The sequence below is a fragment of the Pseudomonas sp. NPDC089734 genome (genome assembly GCF_044748865.1).
GTDB lineage: Bacteria > Pseudomonadota > Gammaproteobacteria > Pseudomonadales > Pseudomonadaceae > Aquipseudomonas.
In genome coordinates this window covers 112,280-125,257 of sequence record NZ_JBIVGV010000005.1, presented here as the reverse complement: position 1 = coordinate 125,257, position 12,978 = coordinate 112,280, and the positions used below count along the sequence as shown (strand labels likewise).

General features: G+C 59.5%; 9 protein-coding genes. 4 read left to right on the top strand and 5 right to left on the bottom strand.

The window, feature by feature from the left end:
* Window positions 1–5: 5 nt before the first annotated feature.
* Window positions 6–1,001, top strand: coding sequence for a FecR family protein (locus ACIPY9_RS08545; RefSeq protein ID WP_400699383.1), 996 nt, complete (start codon window positions 6–8; stop codon window positions 999–1,001).
* Between the two features lie 111 nt (window positions 1,002–1,112).
* On the opposite strand, the gene ACIPY9_RS08540 is transcribed toward ACIPY9_RS08545, so the two are convergent.
* The 5 genes from ACIPY9_RS08540 to ACIPY9_RS08520 form a co-directional block, all read right to left on the bottom strand.
* Entirely contained in the window at window positions 1,113–1,934 is an 822-nt protein-coding gene (locus tag ACIPY9_RS08540) for a TonB family protein (RefSeq protein ID WP_400699380.1), read from the bottom strand.
* Window positions 1,931–2,377, bottom strand: coding sequence for a protein TolR (gene tolR, locus ACIPY9_RS08535; RefSeq protein ID WP_400699377.1), 447 nt, complete (start codon window positions 2,375–2,377; stop codon window positions 1,931–1,933). Before tolR ends, ACIPY9_RS08540 begins: the two co-directional genes overlap by 4 nt.
* A gap of 10 nt (window positions 2,378–2,387) precedes the next feature.
* Window positions 2,388–3,089 carry a protein TolQ gene (gene tolQ, locus ACIPY9_RS08530; RefSeq protein WP_400699374.1) on the bottom strand — a complete coding sequence of 234 codons (702 nt, stop codon included), beginning with the start codon at window positions 3,087–3,089 and terminating at the stop codon, window positions 2,388–2,390.
* Window positions 3,090–3,176: 87 nt separating this feature from the next.
* Entirely contained in the window at window positions 3,177–5,105 is a 1,929-nt protein-coding gene (locus ACIPY9_RS08525) for a phytase (protein ID WP_400699371.1), read from the bottom strand.
* Window positions 5,106–5,154: 49 nt separating this feature from the next.
* Window positions 5,155–7,677 (bottom strand): TonB-dependent receptor, encoded by a 2,523-nt coding sequence (locus tag ACIPY9_RS08520; RefSeq protein WP_400699368.1) that lies wholly within the window; start codon window positions 7,675–7,677, stop codon window positions 5,155–5,157.
* Between the two features lie 323 nt (window positions 7,678–8,000).
* On the opposite strand from ACIPY9_RS08520, the gene ACIPY9_RS08515 reads away from it, so the two are divergent.
* The 3 genes from ACIPY9_RS08515 to ACIPY9_RS08505 all read left to right on the top strand — a co-directional run bounded on the left by ACIPY9_RS08515 (window position 8,001) and on the right by ACIPY9_RS08505 (window position 12,949).
* On the top strand, window positions 8,001–8,915 hold the full coding sequence (locus tag ACIPY9_RS08515; protein WP_400699365.1) for a GGDEF domain-containing protein: 915 nt from the start codon (window positions 8,001–8,003) through the stop codon (window positions 8,913–8,915).
* Between the two features lie 8 nt (window positions 8,916–8,923).
* Window positions 8,924–9,961: an AraC family transcriptional regulator ligand-binding domain-containing protein gene (locus ACIPY9_RS08510; RefSeq protein WP_400699362.1), complete on the top strand. Its 1,038-nt coding sequence runs from the start codon at window positions 8,924–8,926 to the stop codon at window positions 9,959–9,961.
* 153 nt (window positions 9,962–10,114) lie between these two features.
* Window positions 10,115–12,949, top strand: coding sequence for a TonB-dependent receptor plug domain-containing protein (locus ACIPY9_RS08505; protein WP_400699359.1), 2,835 nt, complete (start codon window positions 10,115–10,117; stop codon window positions 12,947–12,949).
* Window positions 12,950–12,978: the final 29 nt, after the last annotated feature.

Genomic DNA, 12,978 nt, shown 5'->3' with positions numbered 1-12,978 from the left:
CGGACATGCCGCAAGCCGAACCTCGCCAAGCCCGTCTGGACATTGCCCTGGATTGGCTGCTGCGTGCCCGGCAGGCACCCGACGACGCTCGCTTGCAGGCTCAATTGCAGGACTGGCGGCAGGCCGAACCGGAAAACGCCGAAGCCTTGCTCAAGGCCGAACGCGTCTGGAGCATGACCGGCCAGCTCGCCCCCGCCACGGCCCATAAATGGCCTCCGATTCCGCCGGAGACTGCCATACCTTCGCCACCGGTTCATATCGCCGCTCGCCCAAGACGCCGGCGCGGTCTGAGCTGGGCGATTGGCGGTGCGCTGGCAGCCTGCCTTGTCGTCGCCGTAGCCCCCGGCCTGAACACGGCCTTGCAAGCGGATGTTCAGACAGCCAGCAATGAACGACGCGAAATCCAGTTACCGGACGGCAGTCGCGCCGTGCTCGACAGCAACAGCGCGATTGCCTTTGAGTTCACCGACACCCGCCGCGATATTCGCCTGCTGTGCGGACAGGCCTTCTTTGAGGTCAAACCCGATCGCAGCAAGCCCTTCAATGTTCAGGCCCAGGATCTGAACGTGACCGTCACCGGTACCGCGTTCAATGTAGATCTGGAAGCGAAGAGCATTGAGGTGGGTGTCCAGCACGGCTCGGTCAAGGTCACCGAACGCAGCTCGAACCGAATCCTGAGCCCAGGCCTCACCGCAGGCCAGCAACTGGATTTCAATCGCAGCAACGGCCAGACAAGGATGGAAACCATCCCCACCAACCGCATCGCCACCTGGCGCAACGGCCAACTTATCGCCGACAACGCCCGTCTGGCCGACGTGGTGGACGAGTTGCGCCGCTACCTCCCCGCCACCCTCTGGCTGAAAGACCCGCAACTGGCCGAAAAACGCATTACCGGCGTATACGACACCCGCAACCCCGAAGCGGCACTGCGCGCTATGGCACAGCCGCATGGGGCAAAGGTTGAAGGCTGGGGGCCCTGGCTGCTAGTGATTTCGCGCTAGCCTTTGCCCCCTGTAGGAGCGAATTCATTCGCGAAAGATTCATTTGCGAAAAACGGTTGAACTCCACGATCGTCATTATCTGGAACGGTATTTTCGCGGATAAATCCGCTCCTACTTGATTCGGTAATGGAATGTGTTCTTCACACCTGAGACCATCACCGCCCTTCCCTCCACAACCCGTGGTTGATACCGGAACGTCTCGGCTGCGGCCATTGATGGTCTGATAAACATCGGATGGCACGCCCCCAGTACTTGCGGATTGACGACGCGACCCTGGGGTGAAACGTCGTAGACCACGGTGCAATCGCCCTCAATGCCTTTATCCAGTGCCCGCTGCGGATAATCGGGGGCCTCCTTGCTCAGGGGTTGGTATTGACTGCTGTCGGCGGCAGCGGCTTGCTGCTGGGTGAGGCGGTTGCGCTCGGCAGTCTGGCGGGCCTGTTCAGCCTGTCGTTGTTGTTCGGCCTGCTGCTGTGCGACGCGCTGTTGCTCCTGTTGCCGTTGCTGCTCCAGATCCCTGACGTGCTGGCGCTGCTCGGCTTCGCGTTCACGCTTTTGCTCTTCGACACGTTTACGTGCCAGCGCCGCCTGCTCGAGCTGGCGGGCCTGGCGTTGTGTGTCCACCTGGGGCTCGACCGGTTTGGCGACCGGTGCGGGTTTCACCTCAGGCTCCGGGGCTTCAACAGGCTCCATGACCGCTACGGGAGCGGCCATGACAGGTGCAGGCTCGGGCGGCAGGATGAACAGTTGAGTGGTCATCGTTCTAACAGGCTCAGGTGGCTTTTCCTGAGACGTCCAGCCGAGCATCAACCCGCCCAGCACGACGCCATGCAAGGCCAGCGCAATGGCTGCCGCCAGGCCGTTGCTGCGCAGCGCGTTCCAGTCAATGGCACTGGAGCGGGACGATTCTAATTCCAGTGTCATGCCGGTCATTGTGGGGCCTCGGTCACCAGTCCCAAGTGGGTCACGCCGCTATGTTGCAGCGCGGCCATGGCCGCGACCACACGGCCATAATCGGCCTTGTCGTCTGCACGGATGAACACTTGGGTGTCTGCACGCTCGGCCACCAGCCGGGCAATCCGATCCTGCATGTCCTCCAGGCTGGCGGCGGTATCGGTCTGCGAATGGGTGTCGACGTTTTCGCCAAGGTTCCAGTAGTAACCGCCTTCGGCCTTGACGGACAGGGTCACGATGCGTTGCTTGCTGTCGGTGGGCAGTGCTTCACTGGCCACTTTCGGCAACTCGATCTTCACGCCCTGGGTCAACATCGGTGCCGTGACCATGAAGATCACCAGCAGCACCAACATCACGTCGATATAGGGCACGACGTTCATTTCGGCTTTCGGACCGTGTTTGCGTTGCGGTTTGACCAGCATCGAAAGCTCCTCAGGCCGCAGCGGCCATATTACGCGTCAGGCCTTGCAGGCTGCGGTTCAAGCGCACCTGCAATTCATTGCCGAAGGTGTAATAGCGAGCGGTCAGGGTCTGGCCACGCGCCGCGAATCGGTTATAGGCAATCACCGCCGGGATGGCCGCGAACAGACCGATGGCCGTGGCGATCAAGGCCTCGGCAATGCCGGGCGCAACCGTGGACAGCGTGGCCTGCTGCACCTGGGAGAGGCCGATAAAGGAATTCATGATCCCCCAGACCGTGCCGAACAGACCGATATAGGGGCTGACCGAACCCACGGTCGCCAGAAACTGCAGGCCTTTTTCCAGTTGCAGTTCCTGCTCGCTGATGGCGACGTGCAGCGAACGTTCGACCCCCGACAGCACAGCGTCTGGCTCGATGCCGGAACGACGACCGAGCTGCAGGTACTCGGCATAACCGCTCTGGAAAACCTGTTGAATGCCGGTCTGCGTGGCTTCCGTCTCGTTGTACAGCGGGGCCAGCTCAGGCGCACTGCGAAAGCGTTGCTGGAAGGCATCGAGCGAACGCTCGTACTGGCTCAAGGCAAGGCTGCGCTGGACGATCAGGTACCAACTGAGCAACGAGGCCGACAGCAGGGTCAGCATCACGATTTTGACCAGTACGCTGGCGTCGCTGATCAGCCCCCAGATCGTCATGTGTTCGAGTGTCGCGTGCATCTTGAATTCCTCGTATCACGGTGCCGCCGAACGAGGCCGGCACCTGTATTGAATCGAATGGTTATCACCGTTTCATGACGAAACGACTCACGGCAGAGCGAGGGTTTTCACCACCTCGGCCCAAGGCACGAACTTGAAGTTCTGTGCCTGTTCGGGCATGCGCTTGCGGCCGTCCTGTACCACCAGCATGCCTTGACTCCAGGGGCCGCCGAGGTTGGCCGAGGTCACTTCAAGGCCGTCCGTTTCGGAGGAGCCGTCGATGCCGAGCCGGGCATTGAGGCCCACACGGAACGCGCCCTTCAGCGCATAAGGCGGTTCGGCATCCACCACCACATAGCTGTCGTTGCCCTGGCTGGAGATCACCAGATAGTCGTGCCGGTCGCTCTGATACAGCGCCAGCCCCTCGACATCGGCATGCACGGCCTCGCCGACCTTGATCACGCTGGAAAGGGTGGCAGGCTGATCGGCACGGGCGTCCACGGCCCAGACCCCCACATCTTCCTCGCCCAGAAACAGCCGCTGGCGCTGATCGTCGGCCACGCAGCCTTCCGGCTGGCTGTCCACCTTGAAGCTGCGCACCAGCTCGCCCCTGGCCTTGCCGCCGGGTGCCGTGATCCGGTATTGCAGGAAGCGACCATCCTTGTCATTGGCGAAGGCATAGATCTCGCCGCTGGCCGGCTGGAACAGGCAGATGCCGTAGATTTGCGCCAGAGGCGTGGCAATCTCGCCCGCCTCACGCAGTTCACCGCTGCGACGATCGATGCTGAACAGGCTCAGGCTGTTGCGGTCACGGTTGCTGGCCACCGCCAGATCGACCTTGTTCTTGCCAAGCATGAAATTGGGCCGGACATCGACGTTGTTCAAACGCCCGACCGCCAGTTCCTGAAGCTGTTTGCCCTTGAGGTCATAGGCCAGCAGCCCTTGTTTCTTGTTGGTGCCCAATACCCGGCTCAGCGCCGGATTGTCGGGGTGAATCCAGATCGCCGGGTCATCGGCAGCATCGCCCTGACGCGCCACGGGCTGGCTCTGGGCAACTGCCGCAACATTCGGCAAGGACGCGGGCAAGGCAACCGGCCTGGGCGTCCAGTTCAACCCGCCTTCATACAGCCGGTCACCGTCGTTATCGTTGAGCAACAGTTGCAGACCGCCCTGCCCTTCATGAATCGACACGCCTTCAGGTTTTTTCAGGTTCGTCAGTGGCAGGTCAGCCACCGACGACCAGCTTTCGCCCTCGTCCTGTTGCTGATAGACATGCAGCGCCTTGCCCTTGGGGTCCAGGGCCAGCAGACCACCGGGCACGACCGCCATGGCACCGGCGGCCCGCTCCAGGCCACCGAACGGCTTGCGCAAGGCGACCGGGGTACGGGCCACGTGAGCTTCAGGGTGCGCGGCGTACGCCCACCAGCCGACGTTTTCTTCATTGACGAACAAGCGATGCGCCGCGTCGTCCACCTGGCAGAACTCGGCATTGGGCGGCAGAGGCAGATTGCGCACCAGACGCGGCGCTTCGCTGAGCTGATTCCCGGTCCCGACCAGCCATTGCTCTCCCTTGCCCTCCTCACCCACCAGGAACACAAACAGGTTGCGGGCATCATCGCGGTACAGGCACATGCCGGCGACCGAGTAGTTTCGCGCTGGCAGATAGACAGGCTTTGACCACTCGGCTTTTGCTGGATCTATCTGCACCAGCATCGGTTGCTGACGAAGATTGTCCAGCGTCGCAACCAGTGCGGTCTGACCTGTCGAACGGCTGTCCAGCGCCTGATACGAACCCGGCAAGCGAGCCAGTTGATGCCCTTTGTCATCGAGCAGCAACAGACCGGACTTGACGCTGGCGGCCAGTTTCTTCGTCCCGTCACTGCCAGGCAGAAACGCCACGGACTGCGCCTTGAAAGGCTCACTTTCAGCCCAGCGCCCCAGGCTCAACTCCGGGGCTGGCGAGGCCTGTACAGCACCGGCCAGCAGGCCGATCATCAGCGACAGGCAACCTGTCTTATGTGGCAACGAAATCTTCATGAACGCTTGAATCCTTGAACAGAGTGATTCGGCAAGGGCCGTTATCGATTCAGAAATGGGTGAAGGTCAGGCCGATCTTGTAAGTCGGGCCGTACTCTTCGTACTGGCTGTTGAGGGAGCGATGGCCGGCATAGACGAAATACGGCTCGTCGGTGAGGTTCTGTGCCTCGAAGCTGACCTTCAGGTTCTTGGTCAGCGAGTAGCGAGCGCTGAAATCGATGAAAGTCTGGGCGTCGACGTACAGGTCGTGGTCCTTGTCGCCAATGGACGCCAGCTCATACAGGTACGCTGACTTGTAGTTGGCCGACAGGCGCAGGCTGAGCTTGTCGTTTTCCCAGCCCAGCATCAGGTTGCCAACGGTGTCGGACTGACTCGGCAGATCGATATCCCGCTTGCGGTTGGTGCCGGTGCTCTGGTCGAAGCCCTTGATGCTGGCATCCGAACGGCTGAACGTGGCGTTGGCCCCCAGCAGCAAGCCGTTCCAGGGCGCAGGCAGCCAGTCGAGTTTCTGCGAGTACGCCAGCTCAAGGCCATACAGCTTGGCCTTGTCGCCATTGGCGTAGGTATTGGCCTCGGAAAAGCTCGCCCACTGGCCTGTTCCGGCCAGGTCGGTGTTGTAGACGAAGTTCTGGATGTCCTTGTAGAACACGAAGGCCGACACCGTACCGGCACGTCCCATGAAGTGCTCGATCCCCAGGTCCAGGTTGCTGGACTCCAGCGGTTTGAGGTCCGGATTGCCGAACGAGGCCTCGTCATCGTCGATCACGAAACCGGGTGCCAGTTGCCCGAAGGTCGGGCGCACCACGCTTTTGGTCCAGGCGGCACGCACTTGAGTGTTCTTGTCGATCTGGTAGCGGGCATGCAGACCCGGCAGCCAATGATGGTAATCGCGACGGGTCTGGGTGGCCTCGAAAACGCCGTCGCGCACACCGGTGCCCTTGGCCTCCATCTCTGTGCCTTCATAACGAAGGCCAGCAATGAAGCGCCACTTATCGACATCGATCGTGTTCATGAAGTAGCCCGCATTGATGTCTTCACTGATCGTGAAATCATTGGCGCGGGATTCGGCCTCATCGTAGAAGTCCGCAGCGTTCAGGCCACTCAACAGACTTTTGATGGCACTGGGGCTGATGCCATTGCCGAAATTGCCCAACCGGTAATCGATACTGCCCGTCTGGAACTGCGTGAGGCTCAGGTCGCTGGAGCTGAAGCCCAGCGTGTCGAAGTCCTCGTATTTCCAGACTTCCAGGTCGTTGGTCTTGTCACGCCGGCTGACCTTGCCACCGAACTTGAATTGCGAGGCATAGCCTTTGAAGTCGTAATCGCGGGCCAGGTCCAGACGCAGGTTCTTTTCCTTGTCCCTGGTGTTCTGTTTTTCCCACTCGACCTTGTCCAGAGTGAAGTTCGAGGCATCGTAGAACGCTGAACTGACAATCGGCCTTGGGGTTTCGCTGTCATAGAAACCGGTGTTGGCAAAGTCGTTGTTGCCCACGAACGTGGCGCCTGCGATATGGCCCGGGCTGTCTTCGCTGGACTCGCTGTAACCGGCCTGACCGCTGACGGTCCACAGGTCGTACATGCGCTCGCCGCCAAACACGAAGGATTTGATTTCCTGGGTTTCGGTGCGTGCCTTGAGCTTGCGGGTGCCTTCGGCATCGCCCAGCGTACCGGCGGCTTGTGCATCATCGAACTCGAAACCGTTGGTGGTGCGGACTTCATCGTCCTTGAAGCGGCTGTACAGGGTGCGCAGGTAGAAGCTGCTGAAATCGTCCGGCTTGTAATCGAAGTTCAGACCTCCGCCGGCACGCTCGCGGCTGATGTCATAGTTGCGCTGCTCGAACTCCTGCAGGTTCTGGCCATCCCAGGCACCGCCCGTTTCAACGTTATCGGAGCCGAAATCGCGCTTCTGCCAGCTGAGCGCCGCCGCCACGCCGAAATTGTCGATGCCATCGCCCAGGCTGAAGCGATTGCTCGCCGCGCCGGAAAATTTCGGGCTGGTCTGGCCGGTGTTCTTGTCATAACTGGCTTCGCTGCTGCCGGTGTAGAACAGGCCCTTGTGATCGAACGCCGACAGGCTCTCGACATCCACCGTGCCGCCCAGCGAGTTGGCGTCCATGTCCGGCGTCAGAGTCTTGATCACTGACAACGACTGCACCAGTTCCGAAGGCAGCACATCCAGCGCCACCGCACGACGATCGCTTTCCGGCGCGGGTACCAGCGTGCCGTTGATGGTCACACTGTTCAGGTCCGGCGCCAGGCCGCGCACGGTCACGAAACGGCCTTCGCCCTGATCGCGCTCGACACTGATGCCCGGAAGGCGCTGCACCGCTTCGGCGACGTTCTGGTCAGGCAACTGCGCCACGCCATCGGCGTGCACCACGCTTTTTATGCTGTCCGAAGAGCGCTGTTCCTTGAGTGCCTGATCGATGCTGGCCGCCTGCCCCACCACCTCAACGTGTTCGGTGGGATTGGCTTCGACCTCGGCCGCCTGAAGCCGCTCGTTGGCAATCGCCAGAGCCAGTGCGCTGAGTGTGTAGCCGACCAGTTGTGCCCTGCTGCGGCGCTTGTACATGTTCGTCCTCCCCAAAAGTCACGGTGGACCAGGCAAATGGCCCGGCAACTGGAGGCGCAAGCTAGAGTCGAGGCGTGACGGTTCTGTGACAGAAAAGGGCCGAACGCCGGGAAATGAAGGGTTTCAGAGGGGAAATGAGCTGATTTGACTTTGAATCGGGATGGTTCGCGAATGAATTCGCTTCTACACAGACCGTGGGAGCGAATTTATTCGCGAAAAATCACATCCCCCATGAGCTGATTCGACCCCCACAGCCGTCACGCAAGTGTCACAAGCATCTGTTCTGCTGGCCGGCAATCAGCGATCCGGGAGCCCGCCAGGCCATGTTCAGCATCCTCAAACCACACCGCTGGAAACTCACCCTGCTGATGCTTTCGGCCAATATGGGGCTGCTCGCCTTTCTGGCCTTTGGCGATATCAAATACGTCAGCGAATGGAAGTGGCTGGATATCGTCGGCGAAGGCGGTTCCGCGCTTCTGGCCCTGATCTGGCTGTTTCTGGTGTTCAAGAGCCGCCCGGCGGGCCGGGTCACCAACTACCTGGCAATCGGTTTGAGCTGCGTGTTCTTTTCCTGGTGGATCGACGCACTGGACGAGTTCATCCGTCTGCCCAAGGACATCAACTGGGATCACTGGCTGGAATCCGGACCGATGCCGGTGGGGCTTATTCTGCTGACCCTCGGCATCTACCACTGGCACCGGGAACAACTGGCGATCAGTGCGCAGATGGAAAAGCGCGAGCGTGGATTCCGTGAACACCGGCTGTTCGACAAACTCACCCCGCTGGGCAGTGCCGACTACCTGAAACGCCAGTTGGTACTCAGCCTGGAGGACAGCCAGCGCCACCAGCAGCCGCTGTCACTGGTGGTCGTGGATATCGACAATTTCAGTGCCATCAATCAGTCCTTCGGTCATGCTGAGGGCGATGAAGTGCTGTCCGCATTGAGCCAGCTTCTGGTGCTGAACCTGCGTCGCCAGGACCTGCTCTGTCGTCTGGCGGGCGATCGTTTTGTGGTACTGATGCCCAATACCGGCGAAAGCCAGGCCAGGCTGTTCGCCCGGGAATTGCAACACGCCGTCACCGGGCTGGCTCACAAGACCCGGCAGCATGGCGAACGTCTGCATCTGTCGGCCAGCACCGCTGCGGTGATGGCCATGGACGAGACGCCCGAAGATCTGCTCAAACGCCTCAACCTGTCGCTGGCCCGTGCCCGGCAACCGCTGCCGCGAATCGCCTGAGGACTGCCATGACCATCAAGAGCGACTGGTATGAAATCGACAGCCGGTTCATCCCCGGCCATTACCAACCGGCCACACTGATCGATCTGGCGCTGTCCCGGGGTATCGACAGCCACCGCCTGCTCAAGGGCACGGGCCTGTTCTACGAGGACATCGTTTCGGGCAAGACCCGCCTGAGCCCGCAACAATGCTTTACCCTGATCGCCAACGCCCGACGGCAGATGGAAGCCGACGACACCAGCTTTCTGTTTGGCCAGCGGCTGTTTCCCGGACACTACGGCGCGGCCAGCCATGCCTTGCGTCACGCACAGAATCTGCATCAGGCCCTGGAAATCCTGATCCACCAGCGGGCGCTGCTCAGTCCGCTGCTGACGCCCCGTCTGGAGCTGGACGAGCACTATGCCTACCTCTACTGGCTGGACAGCTGCGGCGCGGGCGAGCAACAGCGATTCGTACTGGAAGCGAGCATGACCTCGCTGATCGCGATGAGTCATCTGCTGGGCGGTGAACGCCTGCCCTGGGAATGCAGTTTCTGCCACGACGAACCTCGTTACGTCGAACAGTACTGGGTCCATCTTGGGGAAAACACCACGTTCGGACGGCCACTGGACATGATGCGTCTGCCCAGGGAATGCCTGACCCGGCCATGGCCCGGCGCCTCGAAGATTGCCGGGCAAGTTGCGCAACAGGAAGCCGACGCACAACTGAAGGCCCTGGGCATGCGCGCCAGCCTGCTGGACCGACTCTACCGCCATTTGCGCGATAACGTGCGCGAAGCGACCAGCCTGGATCAGGTCGCCCAGGCCTTCGCCATGAGCCCGGCCACTCTCAAGCGCAAGCTACAGAAACACGGCACCAGCTTTCAGGCCCAGCACGATCTGGCCCGCAAGCATGTGGCGCTGTACCTGTATCAGATCAAGGGCTTGAGCAATGAAGCGGTTGCGGACTACCTGAACTTCAACGACCCCGCCAATTTCCGCCGCTCGTTCAAGCGCTGGACCGGCAGCACCCCAAAGCTGATACGGCACTTGTTCAATTTCGACTGAAACGCCCTGAAAACGACACTCTGCTGCCTTCCATGAAGTTTTTTTAATTTTTTTCTGAAAATTTCTCGCGCTGCCCCGTCCTTTGACTCGCACATAACATTGAGATCAATTCTCATTCAAAAATGCGGGCCTTGGCCCGTACGGGGACGTGGGATGACACCGAACACTCAGCCATCGCAGAGCCTTGGCGCAGCGATCCGCAAACACCTGAATCACGCCACACAACTCAGCGCCCTGAGCCTGTGCTGGATGATCAGCAGCCAGACCGTCATGGCCAGCGAACCGCTGAGCGAACCTGAGCAAATCCTGCAGACCCGCCACAGTTTCGATATCTCGGTACAGGAACTCTCCGCCGCGCTGATCAGCTTCGGCCAGCAGAGCGGCCTGCAAGTCAGTGTCGACCCGGCACTGCTGGGCGGTCGTTATTCCCAGGCCGTCCAGGGTCAGATGAGCAGCGAACAGGCGCTCGCCAAACTGCTGCATGGCACCGGCATCGGCTGGAACTACGATCAAGGCAGCCTGGTGTTCCACCTGACCCGGACCAGCGGCTTCGATGCGCCCATGGAATTGCAGAGTACCGTCGTTCTCGGTGAACCGGAGGAGAACAGTTTTCAGGGGCAGACGGTGATTGGCCGCAAGGCCATCAAGGCATTCCCCGGCGCCAATGGCGATATCACCACCCTGCTGCGCATGCACCCTAGCGTTCAGTTCGATGGTGCACAGCAAAGTTCCAATACGCCCGGTGAAATCTCCCCGGCTGACATCAGCATCAACGGCGCCAAGTATTACCAGAACAACTTCATGATCGATGGTATCTCGATCAACAACGACCTTGATCCGGGCGAGCATGATTACAACTCGATCCGTCAGTTCGACTCGGCCCCCAGCCGTTCTCACGGAATTGCACTGGATGCCGACCTGCTCGAAGAAGTGCGGGTCTACGACAGTAACGTGCCAGCCGAATACGGTGGCTTCAATGGCGGTGTGGTAGACGCCATTACCCGCAAGCCCACCCAGGAAATGCACGGCAAGATTTCCGCGTCGATGACACGTTCCTCCTGGACCAAATACCACATCACGGGCGAAGACCAGGAAAGTTTCGCGACATCATCCAATGAAAGTTTTCAGCCCGAATTTGAAAAGACCACTGTCCGAGGAACACTGGAAGGTCATCTGACCGATGATTTCGGGGCCATTCTCAACTTCTCCCAGAAACGCGCCACCATCCCGCTCAACACTTATGAAAATGGTTACCTCAGCCCTGTACAAAATAACAAGACAGAGCAGACTCGACGCCTCGATAACTACCTGCTCAAGACTTACTGGAACGCCAGCGAACGCCTGACGCTCGATACATCGTTGACCTATGCCCCCGAAGAAAACTATTACTTCCGGGCCAACCGCCTCAACTCCGGTTTCACGACAAAAGGGGGTGGTTTTCAAGGAACACTCAATGCCAAGTGGCAAGGAGACAATGCGGTCTGGACCAATAAACTGGCTATTACCAATCTCAGTAGTTCAAGGGACGCCGAATCCGATGACTACATCAACTGGTACTACTCGAGCACAAAAAACTGGGGCAACCCCAGCAGCAATACAGCGCGCAGTGCTGAAGGAGCATTCGGGTCACTTGAACAGACCCAGCGCGGTATCACTTACAACACCAAGGCAGACTGGTTCCCTCTCCAGTTCGCAGGCACTACCCACTCCCTCACGACGGGTATGGAGTTGTCGACCCAGACTGCAACCTGGGAACGTACCAGCGATGCCACGTCTGCAACCACCTTTGTCAGGGACAGTGGCACCAGTTGCGACGGCAATGATTCACTTTGCTCGATAGGCACACTGCTCAATGGTGCGACCAGGCAATACGCCACAAGGATGACCACCTACCAGGCGGGCAAGATCGAATTGACCGAAAACAAATACGGCTTCTTTCTTCAGGACAAGGCTGAGATCGGCAAGTTGACGTTGCGCCCTGGCGTTCGCTTCGAAGGCGATGATTACATGGAGAAAAAGACCATCGCCCCGCGCTTCTCGGGTGATTACGACGTGTTTGGCGACCGCAGCACTGTTGTGGTCTTTGGTGCCAACCGCTACTACGGCCGCAACCTGTTCAAATATCGTCTGGCCGACGGTCGCGGAGCTCTCAATGTCAACTACGTCCGCAGCGCTCAGACAGGACTCTGGACAGGCACTCGACAGTCCAATACCAACAAGTTCACGACGCTGGATATTCCTTATGACGACGAACTGACATTGGGTATCGATCAACGCTGGCTGGAAACCGATTTCCGCTTGAAGTATGTCAATCGCAAAGGCCGGGACAAGATCAACCGTTCCCTGGCCCGTGTACAGGGGTTATCGGCCGCTACGGGTTATGCAACCGAGTACTACACCTACACCAACGAAGGGAAAAGCGAGAGCGACAACATCACACTCAGCATCACCCCGATAAATGAACTCAAGTTCCTGAACACCAGGACCAGCATACAAATGGCCTTCGACTGGTCGCGTACCCGTGATGCCTATGGCAACTACGACGCGGCAGTCAACGCAGGCTTGTACGTCGATGCTGACGTTTTCTATAACGGCACATTGATGAAATACAGTGATTTGCCCGCGAGTAACTTCAACCGGCCGTGGACAGGTCGCATGACCACCATTACTGAAATTCCGCAACTGCACCTGACCTGGAGTAACTTCTTCCGTTATCGCGGTGCCTATGACCAGATCATTACAACGGGTGATGAAGTCACTATCGGTGGTGAGTCTTTCAGTCTGTTTGAAAACGCAAGAGTCAAGGCTGCCCCGACCTGGGACATGCGCCTGGACTGGGAACTGCCGACAGGTAAAGAGCAAGCCGTATTTGCAGCAGTGGACATCACCAACGTCACTGACAAGGTCAACCCGATCGTAGGCAGCACCGGCAGCACTTCTTATGAAGTAGGCCGCCAATTCTGGCTGGAAGTCGGTTACCGCTTCTAGCCCTGCGCCCCCTCTACGCCAAAAATGCT